Source organism: Glycomyces sp. NPDC046736 (assembly GCF_040645615.1).
Taxonomy (GTDB): Bacteria; Actinomycetota; Actinomycetes; order Mycobacteriales; family Micromonosporaceae; genus Glycomyces.
In genome coordinates, this window is record NZ_JBEYYO010000011.1 from 17392 (window position 1) to 34776 (window position 17385).

Sequence of the window (17385 nt, forward strand, 5' to 3'; positions counted from 1 at the left end):
GGGGCAGGAGGGTCGGCCCCCGCCCCGATTGCGAGCTAAGGATCCACTGGGGGCTCGCCTTCGCCTTCGCAGTCGGCATCGTTCGGGTCGAGTTCGAACTTCGGCGCGTCCTGTGCGAGCTTCTCGATCGCAAGGCGGTCCAAGACGCCGCCCCAGGCTTGCACCTGGTCGATCCCGCCCACGAAGAAGTTCGTCATCTCGCCGAACTGTTCAGCCGCACCGATGGTCAACGGTCCGGTGGCCTGCCAAGGAGCGTCCACGATCGGCGCCTCGGACTGCAATTCCCCGTCGATGAACAGGCGGATCACGCCTGCTCCGAGATCGACTTGGCCTGCGAGGTGGTACCACTTCTCGGCGACAGGAGGCGTCGTCCCTACCGCCCGCGTCCACTTTGTTCCTTCTCCGTCATGTTGCGGCATGGAGAACTGGAAGTTCCCGTAGGCCGGGTTGTAGGCGAGCTTGAATCCGCCGTATCCACCGCCACCGGTCTGCGAGACGACGGCGCGGAAGTCGTCCAGGTCGTCGATGCGGACCCAAGAGGTGATGGTGAACGATTCGTCGGTCGTCACCACCGGCCCGGCCGTCTCGGCCCAGCTCGCTCCACCGAGTGCAAGGCCATAGACGGCGTAGCAGGAGTTGTACCGGTCGATTTCCCATGAGTAGTCGGTGCCGAGGGTCCCGGTGATGGTCAGGTTGTTCGAGCCCCACTCGTCGGCACCAGCGGTCTCTTCTCCGAGTTCCCAGGCCGCCAACCGCTCGGTGTGCGTCGAGGCGACCTCGTCGGCGTCGAGCGCGCCTCGCCAGACGCGGACGTCGGAGATGGCGCCGTCCAGGTACTGGTCGGTACCCGTCTCGTTGACGGTCTCACCGCAACCGATCATGAGTTTGTCCGCTCGCCATGGCGTGATCGAGCCCAGGCCTCTGCCGATCGCGAACTCTCCGTCGACATAGAGACTTACGTAATCCTCCGCGCGGTCTACCACTAGCGTGACGTGAGTCCAGATGCCGAGCTGGCCTGAATCGGGAAGAGTGTTGCTCGCCCAACTCGCAGCCGGGTCGTCCGCTCCGGTGAGACCGAAGCCCCAACCGGCGACGTTCGGGTTGTACTTGGCCGTCGCGGCGAAGTATTGGCTACCTCCGAACTCGAAGATCCGGCTGTGTTCTTGCGGTCCGTCCGGGTCAAGCCATACCCAAGCCGATACCGCGAAAGAATCGTCGGTGCGTACCGGTACCGACCCCGAGGCAGGACAGAACGAGCGGTCGAGCGCGAGCGCACTCGATTCACGGCCGTGTTGGTCCTCCACCCACTCAGGAACTGCGGGAAGCCCTGTAAGTTCGGTTGCTCGCCCGGAGTAGTCAAGCCCGTTGCCTCGCAGTGGATACCAGGCCTGCAACGCAGATGGGAGTCCTTGACCCGTCATGAGATCGGATATCTGCTCACCGGTGAGTGCTTGCTGGAACACGACTGCTTCGTCGATCGATCCCGCAAACGGACTATAGGAAGTGCCACTCTTGTACATGGCACATCCGACGGAGAATAGTCCCGTTGCCTCCCACGCCGTGTAAGTTACTGCTTTCGATGCTTCAAGTTGCCCATCTACATAGAGTCGGAGTCGCTGAGCCGGTGCATCGTAGACAGCTGCAATGTGGGTCCACGATCCGTATCGCGTCGAAGTCTGGGGAGCCAACGCGAAGCTCTCCACCGATTCCGAAGAGTCGGTGGACGAGGTTCTGATTCCCCACCTGCCTGAAGAGAAGAGAACAACCTTAAAATTGTTCCTGGATTGCCCCGTGATGTCAAACATGGCGATTTCGTCAGTGGGGGCTTGATCGACTAGAGCCCATCCTCCAATCGTGAACGAATCGGCGGTATTTACAAGCGGCCCATCTGCTGCGAGGCACCCTTCGATCGTACCGTCAAATACCGCTGTCGCTTCAGTTCGTCCCTCAGAGTCGACGCCAAATACGCTTGCTGTCTCAGGCGTCAGCGCGTTCTCGCCAGCGTCGTCCAACAAGTCTCCGTCGAAGCGCCAGGTCCCCACCGCCTTGGCTGGCTGTGCCTCGATGACGGTGAACAGGAGCGTCGTCGGGCTGGAGACGTTGCCCGTCGCGCCGACCGGGAAGTCCCTCGCCCATACCTGGAGCGAGTGGTCGATCGAACTGGTGGAGGGGGTCACCGAGATACCGGCCATGCCGGTCATCGCCGAGACCGTGCTCTTCGGCCCGTTGTCGAGGCTGTACTCGAAGCTCTTCACATCCGAACCGCCCACGAGCTCGAAAGCCACAGGTTGGCCGGGCAGTGGACTCTCCGTCACCTGGACGACGTCGGGAGGTTCGGGCGCGGTCGTGTCGACCCTGATCCAGCAGTATGGAGACCATTCTGCGCTGGAGGTGAAGGCGTCGTCAGTGATCACCCGCCATCTGTAGAGCCCATCAGCGGTGACCTGGCCCGTGGCAACGGTTGTCGTGGCGACTGTTCCGCTGGTGGTCTTGACAGACCATTCCTTGGTGTTGTCACCGGTCTCGGCGTAGAAGCGATATTTCGCCCAGACGGTGCCCCCGTCAGGGTCGGAGGGGACCGAGGACAATTTCGGCGTCCTCGAAGTCACTACGGTGGGTGCGGCCTTCGTCCCGCATCCCTGGCCTTCGGTGGACAGGTTCGTCGGCGTGTTCGGCAGGGAGTTGACGGTGAAGTAGCAGTAGTTCGTGAACACGCCGTGTCTGGACGAGGTGCCGTCCGAGTCCCAGGCCCTCGCGTTCCAACGGTATGTCTTACCGCGTACGAGCTTTCCTTCACCGACGACACCGGTGAGTGTGGCGTTCTTCGCTACGTCGTTGAAGTCGATCTGCTGCTTGTGGTTCGGGTGGGCCACATTTCGCTCGTACAGGTAGAAGCTGATGCGGTTGTCGGACGCCAGCGCCGAGGGCGACTTGGCCTTCAGCTTCGGAGTGAGGGTGTTGATGGTCGGCCCCGGCGCCGAGGTCGAGCAGTTGACGCCGTCGATGGTCATTCCGGTGGGTTTCAGCGGCCCGTGAATTACCGTCAACGTCGCTGAGGAGGCACTGAGTTTGCGGAAGTAGTTCTTGTTGGCTTCCTGAGTGGCGTTGGACCCGGACATGATGCCGAACGTCGCCGTATTTCCTCCAGCGTTGACGAGGGACTGCACTCGAGTCGCGGTTCGAGTGTCTTCCCAGGCGATTCGCTGGTCGCTCTCGTCCGCATCCGTGTTGGAGGTCGGAATGGAGGCCGTGGCCACCAGCGACACGAGCTTGCCGGTGAAGGTGCTCCAGCTGACGCTGCCTGAGGTGGCGAAGTAGTCCATGGAGTAGAGCCGGACTGCCTGCTTCGCACCTCCAGCGCCTCCCGTGTGCAACTGCGTGATCCGAACTGTGGCTTCTTGAATGTCACGATTGGCCAGCGCGGTCAGACCGTCGAACCGGAGTGAGGAGCGCCAGTATCCGAGTGCGTTGTCCGGCTCCCACAGTTGCGCTCCGACGCAGAGCTCGTTGGCGGTGCCGCAAGCGATCCCGTTCCGCTGCGAGAACACCTCCGCGGTGGCCGCGGTGGCGTCGGAGAACTGCGGGTCGATGTAGACGGGGAACTGGGTCTCGGGGTCGGCGAGCATGTCCTGGTCGGGAACGACCGTGAGGCTGTCTGCGTCGATTTCGAGCGACATCGGGGCTTCCTGAACGGGCTCATCGTCTTCAGGAACCGTCGAGTCCCACATCCGCGGCTGCGCCACGCCGAAGGCGACCTCGCCGGACGCGTCGGTCAGCACCGCGGTGTCGGATTCAGGGTCGTGGTCGACGGTCAGCCCGTCGATCTCCATGCCGAGTTCCACCGACTCCAGATCGGGGTGCGTCGCCGCTTCAGGGGTCTTGACCACCAGCGCGTAGGAGAACTCGGCCACTCCCGAGTAGACCTCCAGGTCGACTTCGGGCAGGACTTCGGGGTAGGTCACCGTCGTGCCGTCGACGACGGGTTCGGGAAGCGGCTCGACCCAGTTCAGGGAAACGCGCTCTCCGGCGGCGTTCGTCGCGGTCACGAAGGCGGTCTCGCCTTCTCCACCGAATTCCAGCTCAGATACGGTCGCCGCCGCTTTGAGGGAGCCGTCGGTGTCCACTTCGACGCTCGCGTCCGCGTCGATCCATTCCCCGGATCGGTCGGGCACCCATGCCGGCACCGCGCTGAACTCCGACCGCACCGAGCCGTCAGGCTGCGCGAACGAGCGGCTGGTGTAGTCCTGGGCCTCGCGAATGAGCACTTCGGCGTCGCATTCGAAAGCGAGGTCGAGGGCATCGGTTTCGCCGCGTTCCTGGAGTCCCGCATCGGGAATCGCGCATGCGGCGCCTGATTCGTCGTCGGGCTCTTGGGCGGTGGCCGCGGGCGCGTACAACGTCGCGCCGACCAGTACCGAGGCCAGACCGAAGACCAGGCTTCGCATGAGGCGGCGGCGAGGATGGGGACTCGTCACGGGGTCGCTCTCCAGTTAGGGGGTGGGGTGTGGATTTCGAGGGGTGTGGGGTTCGTCTCGACACGGATTGTGATTGAGAACGAGCCAGACGCTATCAGCATTCACGTACCCGTGCATTGACAAGCCAAAGTGGATTAGTCCGAATTGGTGCGATCTCAGTTCCTCCATATCGGCCTTGAACTGGATATGTAACGAACTGACATCAGAATCTGGAACTTCTCGCGCTGCCCCTGAGTAGCCCCCTTGCCACCCCGACCGAACCAAGGGTGGTCGCGGGCGGACTGGGGGTGGCGGGGTGGGGGGGTTAGGGCTTACAGTGAGGCGCGTTGCTATCTGGTGGTTTCGACTGTAGGGAGTGCTATGTCAGAAAATCACCCGTTCGTGTTGCCGGTGTTCTATCTGCCGTATCCGGCGCGGTTGAACGCGCATGTCGAGGGGGCTCGGGCGCATGCGCGGGTGTGGGCCAAGGAGATGGGGATGCTCGACGCGCCCGCGGAGGAGGGCGGGGTGATCTGGGACGAGGCCGAGCTCGATCGGCACGACTACGGGCTGCTGTGCGCGTACACGCACCCCGACTGCGACGGGCCCGCGCTCGACCTCATCACGGACTGGTACGTGTGGGTGTTCTTCTTCGACGACCACTTCCTCGACGCGTTCAAGCGCACCCGCGACACGGCCGGGGCCAAGGCCTACCTGGACCGCATCCCGCTGTTCATGCCGCTCGACCTGGGCCAGACCCCCGAGCCGCACAACCCCGTCGAGCTCGGGCTGGCCGACCTGTGGCGGCGCACCGCCCCGGCCATGTCGCCCGACTGGCGCGAGCGGTTCCTGGAGAGCACCGTGAACCTGCTCTTCGAATCCCTGTGGGAGCTCGCGAACATCAAGTCCGACCGCGTCGCCAACCCCATCGAGTACATCGAGATGCGCCGCAAGGTCGGCGGCGCGCCGTGGTCGGCCGGGCTCGTCGAGTACGCCGTGGGCGCCGAAGTGCCCGAGGCCGTCTCCCGCTCCAGGCCGCTCGAAGTCCTGCGCGACACCTTCTCCGACGCGGTCCACCTGCGCAACGACCTGTTCTCCTACGAGCGGGAGGTCCGCACCGAAGGCGAGAATGCCAACGCCGTGCTGGTCTTCGAGCAGTTCCTCGGCTGGGAGACCCAGCGCGCCGCCGAACTGGTCAACGACGTCCTGACCTCGCGGCTCCACCAGTTCGAGAACACCGCGCTCACCGAGATCCCGATCCTGTGCGCCGCGGGCGGCGTCACCCCGGCCGAGCAGGTCGCGATCGCCTTGTACGCCAAGGGGCTCCAGGACTGGCAGGCCGGCGGCCACGAGTGGCACATGCGCTCCAGCCGCTACATGAACGACGCGGCCGACCGCGTCCTCGGCGGCCCGAACGGGATCGGCACCTCCGGGGCCCGCATCGCCGCCTCGGGCCTGAAGCAGCACTTCAGGACCCCGTTCAAACAGGTCGGCCCGACCGCGATGCCCGAGTTCGCGATGCCGTTCCGCCTCCAGCTCAACCCGCACCTGGAACAGACGCGGCGCCACGCCGTCGAATGGGCCGATAGCGTGGGCTTCCTCGCCCCCGACCCGGCCCTGCCCGGCTCGGGCCTGTGGCACCGCAGGCAGTTCGAGGGCTTCGACTTCGCGCTGTGCTCGGCCGGGATCGACCCCGACGGGACCCAGGAGGAGCTCGACGTCTCCGCCGACTGGCTCGCATGGGGCACCTACGGCGACGACTACTACCCCGTGGCCTTCGGCCGCGGCCGGGACCTCAGCGCCGCCATCGCGCAGAACGCCAGGCTGCGCGACTGCATGCCCGTCGACCTCCAACCGCGCGTCGCGCCCGCCAACCCGCTCGAGAAGGGCCTGGTCGACCTGTGGGCCCGCACCGCCGCCGGATTCGACGAGCGCGCCCGCGGAGAGTTCAAGACCGCGGTCGAGAAGATGCTCGACGGCTGGCTGTGGGAGCTGCACACCGAGGGCCAGAACCGGGTCCCCGACCCGGTCGACTACGTGGAGATGCGCCGCGACTCGTTCGGCTCGGACCTGACGATGTCGCTCGCGCGCCTGCGGGCCGGGCGCCAGGTCCCCGACGCGGTGTGGCGCTCGCGCCCGCTGCTGGCGCTGGAGGCCGCCGCGATGGACAACGTGTGCCTGCTCAACGACGTGTGCTCCTACCACAAGGAGATCGAGTACGAAGGCCAGCTCGTCAACGGCGTGGTCGTGGTCGAGGAGTACCTCGGCGTCTCCCGAGAGGAGGCCGTGGCCGTCACCGCCGCGCTCGCCAACGCCCGCCTGGAGCAGTTCGTCCTGGTAGAGACCACCGAGTTGCCCACGCTCGCAGAGGAGTTCGGACTCGACCAGGACGCACGGCGGGCCCTCGCGGCCTATGTGGAGGACCTGCGGAACTGGGTGGCCGCGATCCACAAGTGGCACCTGGACGGCACCGACCGCTACCGCGAGGAGGTCCTACGCCGCGGGGCCGACTTCGGGCCCGGGTCGGCCGCGGCCCACGGCGTCGGACGCTACCTGGAAACCGGACGGGAGTCCGTGCCCGCGCAGCGGAAGGCGGCGGTGCCAACCGAGACGACGTCCTCCGAGCCGACCGTGCCCGCCCGCACGGCGGCCCCGGAATGGAAGGTCCCGGGGCCGCCGTCGTGGCGCGACTACCTGCCCGCGCGGCCCGACATGGCCGCTCCGGCCGAGGTCGCCAACCCGAACGCGAATATCGCGGCCATCATGCGCCGCTTAGCCGGAGCGCTGCTCTCCTCCTCTTCGGGAGGGTCGGCGTTCGGCTCCTCCACCGCGAGACCCGCGGGCAGCGGCCCCGGGTCTCGCGGATCGGGCTCGTCGCTCGGCGGCGGGTCCTCGGCCACAGGGCTGGCCGCGGGCGGTACGGGACTCGCAGAGTCCTCAGCGGACGGTGGTGTCGGAGGTGCGGACGAAGGCGGTTGCGGCGCAGGGGGAAGCGACGGCTCGGCGCTCGGCGACGCGGGCTGCGTCGGTTCCGGAGGCGTCGGTTCCGGAGGCGTCGGTGCGGGCGGCGTCGGCGGTGGTGCCGGAGGTTCGGGCGGCGTCGGCACCGACGTCGGGGGCTTTGGCGGCTCCGGCGGGTGCGGCGGCTCGGGAGGTTTCGGTGGGTGCGGAGGGTGCGGAGGATGGGGCGGTTCCGGGGGCTTCGGAGGATGCGGCGGGTGAGGCGGATGCGGCGGGTCGGGGGGCACGGGCGGGTGCGGGGGCTTCGGCGCGTCCGGGAGCGTCCCGCCGTAGCTCGGGGCGGTCGGGTAGTCCGGGTAGGTCGGGTGGCGGCCCTCGGCGGTCTGCGAGGTCGCCGAACCGACGTCGAAGGCCAGCGCGAGCGCGGGCAGGGCCGTCAGGGTCACCGCCGCGATGACGAGTGCTATCAGCCGTCGCATGGTCGTCTCCGACCCGATGTACGGAATTCACTAGTATCCACGTGAATATTCTGCTTCACGAAGTTTGGTGGGAACAATGGCCATTTGGTGGCAAGGCTTGCTCTTCGCTCTGGTGGTGGTCGCGGCCGCGAGCGTGGTCGTCGCGCTGCTACAGCGGTTCGCGCCGCCGACGACCCGGGGGCACAACAACGAGCTGGGCACGACGCTGTTCGAGCTGTTGACGGTGCTGTACGCGATCGTGCTCGCGTTCGTGCTGATCACGGCGTGGGAGGACAAGAACGAGGCGGGGCGGGTGACGTACGCCGAGGCCGACGAGCTGGTGAACGTGTACTGGTCGGCGGCCGGGCTCGATCCCGAGCAGCGCGACGAGGTGCGCGCGGCGGTGCGGGCCTACACCGAGGAGGTGATCGTCTCGGAGTGGCCGGCGATGCGCGAGCAGGAGGAGGTCTCGTCGCAGGGGCTGCTGCTGCTGGACGCGATGCGCGCGCCGGTGGCGAGCGAGCAGGCCGAGGAGGAGACGGCGCAGGCGCGGATCGAGGCCACGAGGGACGGGATCCTGGCGGTGTCGGAGCAGCGGGCGGACCGCCTGTTCCAGGCGCAGCGGGGGCTGGGGCCGGTGATGTGGACGGTGCTGGTGCCGGGGGCGCTGCTGGTGTTCGCGGTGATGCTCACGCTGGGGACGCCCACGCGGAAGTACCAGTTCGTGCTGGTGGGGCTGATCTCGGGGATGGTGGCGCTGATGCTGTTCGCGGCCTATCAGCTGGAGTACCCGTTCAGTCGCGGTGAGGCCACTGAGCCGGTGGCCTACGAGACCGCTCTGGAGCGTTACGACGTGATCGATGCGCAGTATACACATGAATAAGTTTTCTCGGACGCATTCTGGATGTTCATACTTCTTGTCCGATATGATTCTCAACGAGCCGTAACCGCCTCAATGTGAGGAAGTCTGAGCATGACCGATTCCGTCGTCGACGCAGTCTCCGCTGTCCCGCAGCAGACCGCGAACGGACAGCACCCCGCCACCAGCCTGGGCACCGCCGCCGCGCGCAACCTCGCCACCACCACCAAGTCCGTCCCCCAGATGCAGGAGATCACCAGCCGGTGGCTCCTGAAGGTCCTGCCGTGGGTCCAGACCCAGGGCGGCGCGTACCGCGTCAACCGCCGCCTCACCCACACCGTCGGCGACGGCCGCGTCGAGTTCAGCGTGGAGGGCGACGCGGTGCGCGTCATCCCCACCGAGCTCGGCGAGATCGCGCAGCTGCGCGGCATCGAGGACGAATCGCTCCTGGCCGAGCTGGCCGGGCGCTTCGAGCAGCGCGAGGTCCGCGCCGGGGAGCACCTGGCGCAGGAGGGCCGCCCGGTCGACGGGATCCACCTCATCGCCCACGGCCGCGTCGAGCAGTTCGGCGCCGGGCCGTTCGGCGACCAGTCCTCGCTGGGCCTGATGGTCGACGGCGACCACTTCGGACAGGAGATCCTCACCGAGGACGCCCCGACCTGGGACCACGACGTGATCGCCGCGACCCCGGTCACGGTGCTCACCCTCCCGGCCGCGGCCGTGGCCGAGCTGGTCGAGCGCGTCCCCGAACTGGCCGCGCACCTCGACCGGTTCCGCGCCGGGCGCTCGGCGAAGGCCAACAAGCACGGCGAGGCCGCGATCGACATCGCCGTCGGCCACACCGGCGAGCCCGACCTGCCGCGCACGTTCGTCGACTACGAGCTCGCGCCGCGCGAGTACGAACTCTCGGTGGCCCAGACCGTGCTGCGCGTCCACACCCGCGTGGCCGACCTGTACAACCAGCCGATGAACCAGATGGAGCAGCAGCTGCGCCTCACCGTGGAGGCCCTGAAGGAGCAGCAGGAGGAGCAGCTGCTCAACAACCGCGAGTTCGGCCTGCTGCACAACGCGGCGCTGAACCAGCGCATCCCCACCCGCTCGGGCCCGCCCACGCCCGACGACCTCGACGAGCTCATCAGCCGCCGCCGCAAGCCCGAGTTCCTGCTCGCCCACCCGAAGGCCATCGCCGCGTTCGGCCGCGAGTGCACCAAGCGGGGCATCTACCCGTCCACGGTGGACTTCAACGGGCACCACATCCCGGCGTGGCGGGGCATCCCGCTGCTGCCGTGCAACAAGATCCCGATCACCTCGGCGCGCACCACCTCGATCCTGTGCCTGCGCACCGGCGAGGCCGACCAAGGCGTGGTGGGCCTGCGCCAGACCGGCCTGCCCGACGAGTACGAGCCCGGACTCTCGGTGCGCTTCATGGGCATCGACGAGAAAGCCGTCATGTCCTACCTGGTCAGCGCCTACTACTCGGTCGCGGTCCTGGTCCCCGACGCGCTCGGCATCCTCGAACACGTCGAGATCGGACGCTGAGCGTCCCGGGCGGCCGCGGCCCGCACCGCCGCGGCCGCCCGGGCCTTGCCGACCGTGCCACCCGACCCCGACCGGCCGGACGCGCCTCCGGCCGAGCCGAACCACGTGCCCCAGGGAGCCCGCATGACCGTCCTGACCGACCGCCACGGCACTGAGAAATACAGCGCAGACGGCCACCACGCCGAGCGCGAGGCCATCGACGCCGGACTGCGCGAAGCAGCCGCGCGCCTCCCCGGGCCCGCCGCCCAGATCGCCGCCTACCACTTCGGATGGACCGACCGGGACGGGCGGCCCGTCGACGCCAACTCCGGCAAGGCCCTCCGCCCGCTGCTCACCCTCCTGGCCGCGAAGGCCGTGGCCGGGGACTGGCGCCAAGCCGTCCCGGCGGCCGTCGCGGTGGAGATGATCCACAACTTCTCCCTCATCCACGACGACATCATCGACCGCGACGGGGTGCGCCGCCACCGCCCCACCGCGTGGAAGGTCTACGGCGTCAACGACGCGATCCTCGTCGGCGACGCCCTCCACGCCCTCGCGTTCGAAGTCGTGGCCGAAGCCGGAGGCGAAAAGGCCACCCTCGGCACCGGGCTGCTCGCCCAGACCGTGCGGGCCCTCATCGAAGGCCAGCTCGCCGACACCCGCTTCGAGGACCGCGAACGGGTCGACCTCGCCGAATGCGAGGCCATGTCCGAGGCCAAGACCGCCTCGCTCATGGGCTGCGCCACCGCGCTCGGGGCCCTGTTCGGCGGCGGCTCCCGCGAACAGGTCGACGCGTTGCAGGGCTTCGGGTTCCGGCTGGGCCTGGCGTTCCAGCACGTGGACGACCTGCTCGGGATCTGGGGCGACCCGGCCGTCACCGGCAAGGCCGTCTACTCGGACCTTCGCAACCGCAAGAAGTCCCTCCCGGTCACCGCCGCGCTCGGCTCGGGCCACCGCGACGCCGACGAGCTCGCGCGCCTCTACCGCGCCGAGACCCAACTCGATGAGACCGCGCTGCGCCGCGCCGCCGACCTCGTCGAAGCCTGCGGCGGCCGCATCGCCAGCCAGCAGGCCGCCGCCGCGCTCACCGAAGCGGCCGCGAACCGCCTTGCGGCCGAACCGTTCCACGACGAAGCGGTCGCCGAACTCACCGCGCTGGCCGCGAGCACGGTCGGCCGGGTCCGGTGACGGTGATCCGCCGGGTGCTCCTGCCGTCCCCGCGGTCGTTCTGCGCCGGAGTCGAGCGCGCGATCGAGATCGTGGAGCGGCTCCTGGACCGCCACGGACCGCCCGTGTACGTGCGCAACCAGATCGTCCACAACGCGCACGTCGTGGCCGATCTGGAGGCCCGCGGCGCGGTGTTCATCGGCGAACTCGACGAGGTTCCCGACGAGGCGCTGGTGGTCTTCAGCGCCCACGGGGTGGCACCGGCGGTCGAGCGCGAGGCCGCCCGGCGGGGCCTCGACGCGGTGGACGCGACCTGCCCGCTGGTCGCGAAGGTCCACGCCGAGGCCAAGCGGGCCGCCGACGCGGGCGACACGGTGATCCTCATCGGACACGAAGGCCACGAGGAGGTCGTCGGCACGATGGGTGTGGCCCCCGAGCGCACGGTCCTGGTCGAGGACGCGGCGGCCGTGGCCTCCCTGCGGGTCGCCGACCCCGCGAAGGTCACGTACCTGAGCCAGACCACGCTGTCGGTGACCGAGGTCGAGTCGATCGCGGCGGCGCTCCAGGCCCGCTACCCGGCGATCAAAGGTCAAGGGGCCGAGGACATCTGCTACGCCACCAGCAACCGCCAGGCCGCCGTTGCCGCGGTCGTGGACGAGGCGGACCTCGTGCTCGTGGTCGGCTCGGCGAACTCCTCGAACTCCAACCGCCTGGTCGAACTCGCCCGCCTCGCGGGCACCCCGTCCCACCTCGTCGAAGACGCCGGAGCGCTCGACCCGGCCTGGCTCGAAGGGACGCGAACCGTGGCGGTCACCGCCGGCGCCTCCGCTCCCCCGGCCCTGGTCGACGACGTCGTCACCGCCATAGCGGCCCTGGGCCCGATCGAACTGATCGAACGCCCCGTGACCGAGGAGACCCAGGAATTCCTGCTCCCCCAACGCCTCCGCACCCGCGGCTGAGACGCCGAAAGCCCGGCCGAGGAGCCGGGCCTTCGGGTCTCGCTACCGGTGGTGGAACACCACTTCGGCCATTCGACGCTCGGGCCGTCGAGGATCGGCGAGTGCTCACCGCGGAGGTGGGCGTCGACGAAGGCGGTCACATGGACCCGGGTGAGGTCGTCGGCGCGGTCGCCGGGGAGGTCCTGAAGCGGCTGCCCGAACTGCTCGGCGAGCGGCGCGAGGTCGGTGAAGGTGCTGTGGCCGCTGCCCTCCACGGTGATCCAGCGCTTCCAGTCGCACAGCCGCGACCAAGCCTCGTCCCAGGTCTCGTCCTCGCCGGGCTGCCCGTGATCCTGGGCGCCCACGATGAGGAACGGGTCGCTCACGTGGCCCGGGTCGAGCGCGAAGAAGGTGCCGTCCAGGTTGAACCCGGCGTCGAACCGGTCGTCGGCGGCGAGGGTGCGGTGCGCCGACGCGCCGCCGATGGAGTGGCCGCCCACCGCGACGCGGTCCAGGTCGAGCTTGAGCCCGTCGAGCGCGCCCGCGGTGAGCTCGTCGAGCGTGAACGCGAGGTCGGCGGCCCGGTTGGGGACGAGCACCTCGGGATCGAGCGGCTGCGTGCAGTGACCCCGATGGTATGCTGGCATACATGGCACGCACTACCGTGAAGATCTCCGATCAACTCGACGCCAGGCTCCGCCATGAGGCGGCTCGACGCGGCATCACGGTCTCCGAGCTCACCCGCGAGGCGATCGAGAGCCACCTGGGAGGGCCGAAGCGCCGGCTGATGGCGGCCGGGGCCGGCCGCAGCGGTCGCTCCGATGTCTCCGAGCGCATCGAGGAGATCCTCCGCGCGGAAATGGGGCAGGGCTCATTAGCCTCATCGTCGACGCCGGACCCCTGTACGCGTACATCGACGCCGACGACCGCCACCACGAAGCCTGTCTCGACCTCCTTGAGAACCACCTCGGCCCCCTCATCGTGCCGACACTGGTCATCACCGAAGTCGCCTACCTCGTCGCAACGAGACTCGGTACCGAAGCCGAAGTCCGTTTCCTCGGCGACCTCGCTTCCGGAGCGTTCACGGTCGAACCGGTCCACCCCTCCGACTGGCTCCGGATCGCGCAACTCACCAGCCTCTACAGCAACCTCCCGCTCGGCACCGTCGACGCATCGGTGGTCGCGGCGGCGGAACGCCTGAACATCACCACGGTCGCGACAGTGGACCTGCGCCACTTCAATGTCGTTCGCCCCAAGCACTGCACGCACTTCGACATCCGACCGACCTGAAACCGGCCGCGCAAGCCGTGGCGGGGCCGCATCGTCGCCGTGCCACCGTCCGGGGGATGCAGTGTGGCCCGCGACCGCCCGGGAGCGGCGATCGCGGGCCGGGGGTCAGACTTTGGCGTGGGCCAGGTTCGGGGCGCGCGTGGTGAGGACGGTGCGCTGGTAGCACCACCAGTTGAGGGCCAGGAAGATCGCGTAGGAGGCGGCGAAGGCCCACATCGCGGGGACCACGGAGCCGGTCTGCTCGTTGGCGATCCGGAAGCCCTGGTTGATGCCGAACCCGCCGAGCGCGCCGATCGCGGAGATCCAGCCGAGCGCGGCGGCGGTGAGGCGCTTGGCCCCGATCGCGGCCGCTTCGGTGATCTCGCCGCCGGCCTTCGCGGCCGCTTCTGCCTGGAAGATCGCGGGGATCGACCGGTACGTGGAGCCGTTGGCGACGCCGCTCATGGTGAACAGCAGCATGAACGAGGCGAAGAACAGCGCGAACGACGAGGTCTCGATCCCACTGATCGCGCCGATGACGCCGACGCCCATCGCGGCGAACGCGAGGCTCGTGATCGGGGCGCCGGCCCAGCGGTCGGCGAGCCAGCCGCCGACCGGGCGCGCGAGCGAGCCGACCAGCGGCCCGAGCGCGGCGATCCACAAAGCGTTGAACTCCGGGAACGTCAACTTGATGACCAGCGGGAACGCGAACGAGTAGCCGATGAACGAACCGAACGTGCCGATGTAGAGCACGCTCATGACCCACGTGTGCGGCCGCGCCAGCGCGGGCAGCTGCGCGCGGATCGGGGTGCGGGACACCGCCAGGTTGTCCATGGCCCGCCAGGCCATGAACGCGGCGAACACGGCGAGCACGAGCCACAGCAGCGGGACGTTGTGCAGGTAGAACGCCCGGCCCTCCTCGGTGGTGCCTTGGGCGGCGCCGACCACGGCGAGGCCGATGACCAGCGGGCCGATGAACTGGACGGCCGAGACCCCGATGTTGCCGCCCGCGGCGTTGACGCCGAGGGCCGCGCCGCGGTGGCGTTCGGGATAGAAGTAGGAGATGTTGGCCATCGAGGACGCGAAGTTCCCGCCGCCGAACCCGGCGGTGACCCCGGCGACGACGAACATCCAGTACGGGGTGGCGGGGTCGGACACGCAGTACGCGAGCAGCGCGGTGGGCACGACCAGGAGGACCGCCGAGACGATCGTCCAGTTGCGGCCGCCGAAGACCGCCACGGCCGCGGTGTAGGGGATGCGCAGGAGCGCGCCGACCAGGTTCGGAACGGCGGTGAGCCAGAACAGCTGGCTGGTGGTGAAGCCGTACCCGGCGGCCGCGAGGTAGGGGGTGATGATGCTGAACATCGTCCACACCGAGAACCCGAGGTGCTCGGCGAGCACCGACCACACGAGGTTGCGCCTGGCCACCCGGCGACCGGCCGACCGCCAGAAGCCCTCGTCGTCGGGGCGCCAGTCGGTGATCCAGCCTTTGCGCGCGGGAGGCGCGTCCGTCGCTTGCGTCAGTGTCGCTGTCATGGGGCCACTCTCGGCCGACGGCGTTGCCTGGAGGTGCGGCGGCCGTACCGGAGGGATGAAGTTCGCCTCACCGGCCTGTTACGCCCGGTGTGCACGCGGGCCGAGAACCCGGTCACACCGGGCGATGGCATAGCGTTAGCGGGTATGGAAGCCGCCATCGAGGTCGCCGACCTCCGCAAGACCTACCGCGGCCGGAAGACCGGGGAGATCCGCGCCGTCGACGGAGTGAGCTTCCGGGTCGAACGCGGCGAGTTCTTCGGCATTCTCGGACCCAACGGGGCCGGGAAGACCACCACCCTCGAGATCGTCGAGGGCCTGCGCCGACCCGACTCCGGGACCGTGCGACTGCTGGGGCGGTCGCCGTGGCCGCACTCCGCCGAGCTGACCGGACGCGTGGGCGTGCAGCTCCAGGCGTCCGCGTTCTTCGAGTTCCTCTCCGCCAGAGAGCAGATCGAGACGTTCGCCGAGCTGTACGGGGCCTCGAAGGCCCGCGCCGCCGAGATGCTGGACCTGGTGGGCCTCGCCGAGCACGCGAACGTGCGCTGCGAGAAGCTCTCGGGCGGCCAGCAGCAGCGGCTGTCGATCGCGTGCGCCCTGGTGGGCGACCCGGAGCTGGTGTTCCTCGACGAGCCGACCGCCGCGCTCGACCCGCAGGCGCGGCGCAACCTCTGGGACCTCATGCGCGCGATCAACGCCGAGGGCCGCACGGTGGTCTTGACCACGCATTACATGGAGGAGGCCGAGTCGCTGTGCGACCGGGTCGCCATCATGGACGCCGGGCGCATCCGCGCGATCGACTCCCCGGCCGGGTTCGTGCGCGACCTGGACGCGCCGACGCGCGTCACGGTCGCGGCCGGGCAGTTGAGCGAGGACCGCATCGGCGAACTCGCCGCGGGCGACCCGGTGACCGCCGGGGAGGCCGAGGTCGTGTTCGAGACCCGCGACCCCCGCAAGCTCTTGACGTCCCTCGCCTCGGACGGGGCCCTCGACGGGCTCGCGGTGCGCACGGCGAACCTGGAGGACGTGTTCTTGCACGTGACCGGACGGGAGTGGCGCGAATGAGCCTCACAGCGGTGCGCGAAGCGCCGACGCAGGCGAAGGGCAAGGCCTATGCGGCCCTGGTGAAGGCGCTCGGCCGCGGCTGGCTGCGCGACCGCAGCCAGGTGTTCTTCACGCTGCTCCTGCCGCTCATGTTCATGGTGCTGCTCGCGAGCGTGTTCGGGTCCTCGGCGGACTCGGTCTCGCGGGTGCTCACGGTCGGCGAGGTCCCGGTGCTCGACGCCGCGGACGCAGGCGACTTCGACGTGACCGCCGTCGGCGACCTCGACGAGGCGCTGGCGCTGCTGCGCGAGGGCGAGGCGGACGCGGCGGTGGTGCAGGACGGCGACGCGGTCACGATCTACCCCTCGCCGACGAGTTCCACGTCGGGTTCGATCGCCACGGGGAAGCTCTCGGCGCTGGTCGACCAGGTGAACGTGGAGGTGCTGTCGGCGGCGGCCCCGGGTTCGCCGGTGCTGGACGCCGAGGTCGAGGAGGCCGACGGCGGCGCGCTGCGTCCGATCCAGTACCTCGCGCCGGGGATCCTGGCCTGGGGCATCGCGATCGCGGGGGTCTTCGGCGCGGCCGGGACGATCGTGGACTGGAAGCGGGACAAGCTGCTGCGGCGGCTGCGGCTGACGCCGGCTTCGGTGAAGACGTTCCTGGGCGCGAAGGTCTCGGTGAACCTGCTGGTCGCGATCGGGCAGACCGCGGTGTTCCTGGCGGTGGCGGCGCTGGTGTTCGGGCTGGAGCTGTCGCCTTGGACGTGGTTCGCGGTGCCGCTGGTGATGCTGGGGACGCTCGCGTTCCTGGCGATCGGGGTGGTCATCGGCGGGATCGCGCAGACGAGCCCGGGCGCGGCGGGGCTGAGCAACCTGGTCACGATGCCGATGGCGTTCGTGTCGGGCGCGTTCTGGCCGCTGGCGCTGTCGCCGACGTGGGTGCAGTGGCTGTCGTACCTGTCGCCGATGCGGTACCTCAACGAGGCGTTGCAATCGGTCGTGGTCTACGGCGCACCGCCCACGGCGGTGCTCCCGCAGTTGGGCTTCCTCGCGGCGTTCGCCGCGATCGTGGCGCTCATTTCGTGGAGGACTTTCAAGTTCGACGAGTTGTGAGTCCCGTTCGTGACCAGGGATGATGTCGTACCCCAGGTGTATTTTTAATCCAGGGGGCCCCTAAGGGGGATT

9 protein-coding genes and 3 pseudogenes are annotated in these 17385 nt (G+C 68.9%); 9 read left to right on the forward strand and 3 right to left on the reverse strand.

What is annotated here, in order from left to right; all coding sequences use genetic code 11:
* Positions 1-35: 35 nt before the first annotated feature.
* On the reverse strand, positions 36-4445 hold the full coding sequence (locus AB0B28_RS12455; protein ID WP_360120099.1) for a LamG domain-containing protein: 4410 nt from the start codon (positions 4443-4445) through the stop codon (positions 36-38).
* 390 nt (positions 4446-4835) lie between these two features.
* Between AB0B28_RS12455 and AB0B28_RS12460 the strand changes: the two are divergent.
* The 5 genes and pseudogenes from AB0B28_RS12460 to ispH form a co-directional block, all read left to right on the forward strand.
* A pseudogene (locus AB0B28_RS12460) lies at positions 4836-6962 on the forward strand (germacradienol/geosmin synthase); the annotation flags it as partial.
* A gap of 1029 nt (positions 6963-7991) precedes the next feature.
* Positions 7992-8756 carry a hypothetical protein gene (locus AB0B28_RS12465; protein WP_360120101.1) on the forward strand — a complete coding sequence of 255 codons (765 nt, stop codon included), beginning with the start codon at positions 7992-7994 and terminating at the stop codon, positions 8754-8756.
* Between the two features lie 90 nt (positions 8757-8846).
* Complete coding sequence (locus tag AB0B28_RS12470; protein ID WP_360120103.1) at positions 8847-10271, forward strand: family 2B encapsulin nanocompartment shell protein; 1425 nt, start codon at positions 8847-8849, stop codon at positions 10269-10271.
* A gap of 123 nt (positions 10272-10394) precedes the next feature.
* Positions 10395-11438 (forward strand): polyprenyl synthetase family protein, encoded by a 1044-nt coding sequence (locus AB0B28_RS12475; RefSeq protein WP_360120105.1) that lies wholly within the window; start codon positions 10395-10397, stop codon positions 11436-11438.
* Positions 11435-12376, forward strand: a complete 942-nt coding sequence (gene ispH, locus AB0B28_RS12480; RefSeq protein WP_360120107.1) for a 4-hydroxy-3-methylbut-2-enyl diphosphate reductase — start codon at positions 11435-11437, stop codon at positions 12374-12376. The genes AB0B28_RS12475 and ispH overlap by 4 nt, the downstream gene beginning before the upstream one ends.
* Positions 12377-12648: 272 nt before the next feature.
* On the opposite strand, the pseudogene AB0B28_RS12485 reads toward ispH, so the two are convergent.
* Positions 12649-13002 (reverse strand): annotated as a pseudogene (locus AB0B28_RS12485) (hypothetical protein); the annotation flags it as partial.
* A 2-nt stretch (positions 13003-13004) separates the two neighbouring features.
* Here AB0B28_RS12485 and AB0B28_RS12490 point away from each other — a divergent pair.
* A pseudogene (locus AB0B28_RS12490) lies at positions 13005-13070 on the forward strand (hypothetical protein); the annotation flags it as partial.
* 167 nt (positions 13071-13237) lie between these two features.
* Entirely contained in the window at positions 13238-13645 is a 408-nt protein-coding gene (locus AB0B28_RS12495; protein WP_360120368.1) for a PIN domain-containing protein, read from the forward strand.
* Between the two features lie 105 nt (positions 13646-13750).
* Here AB0B28_RS12495 and AB0B28_RS12500 read toward each other — a convergent pair whose 3' ends face one another.
* On the reverse strand, positions 13751-15160 hold the full coding sequence (locus AB0B28_RS12500) for an MFS transporter (protein ID WP_360120109.1): 1410 nt from the start codon (positions 15158-15160) through the stop codon (positions 13751-13753).
* 144 nt (positions 15161-15304) lie between these two features.
* Between AB0B28_RS12500 and AB0B28_RS12505 the strand changes: the two genes are divergently transcribed.
* Positions 15305-16222, forward strand: a complete 918-nt coding sequence (locus tag AB0B28_RS12505; protein ID WP_360120111.1) for an ABC transporter ATP-binding protein — start codon at positions 15305-15307, stop codon at positions 16220-16222.
* On the forward strand, positions 16219-17313 hold the full coding sequence (locus tag AB0B28_RS12510) for an ABC transporter permease (protein ID WP_360120113.1): 1095 nt from the start codon (positions 16219-16221) through the stop codon (positions 17311-17313). The genes AB0B28_RS12505 and AB0B28_RS12510 overlap by 4 nt, the downstream gene beginning before the upstream one ends.
* The last annotated feature ends 72 nt before the right edge of the window (positions 17314-17385 follow it).

Bases quoted from the DNA above. Each gene is read 5' to 3' on its own strand.
- AB0B28_RS12455 (WP_360120099.1), bottom strand. From the start codon at position 4,445: ATGCGAAGCCTGGTCTTCGGTCTGGCCTCGGTACTGGTCGGCGCGACG.
- AB0B28_RS12470 (WP_360120103.1), top strand. From the start codon at position 8,847: ATGACCGATTCCGTCGTCGACGCAGTCTCCGCTGTCCCGCAGCAGACC.
- AB0B28_RS12475 (WP_360120105.1), top strand. From the start codon at position 10,395: ATGACCGTCCTGACCGACCGCCACGGCACTGAGAAATACAGCGCAGAC.
- AB0B28_RS12500 (WP_360120109.1), bottom strand. From the start codon at position 15,160: ATGACAGCGACACTGACGCAAGCGACGGACGCGCCTCCCGCGCGCAAA.
- AB0B28_RS12505 (WP_360120111.1), top strand. From the start codon at position 15,305: ATGGAAGCCGCCATCGAGGTCGCCGACCTCCGCAAGACCTACCGCGGC.
- AB0B28_RS12510 (WP_360120113.1), top strand. From the start codon at position 16,219: ATGAGCCTCACAGCGGTGCGCGAAGCGCCGACGCAGGCGAAGGGCAAG.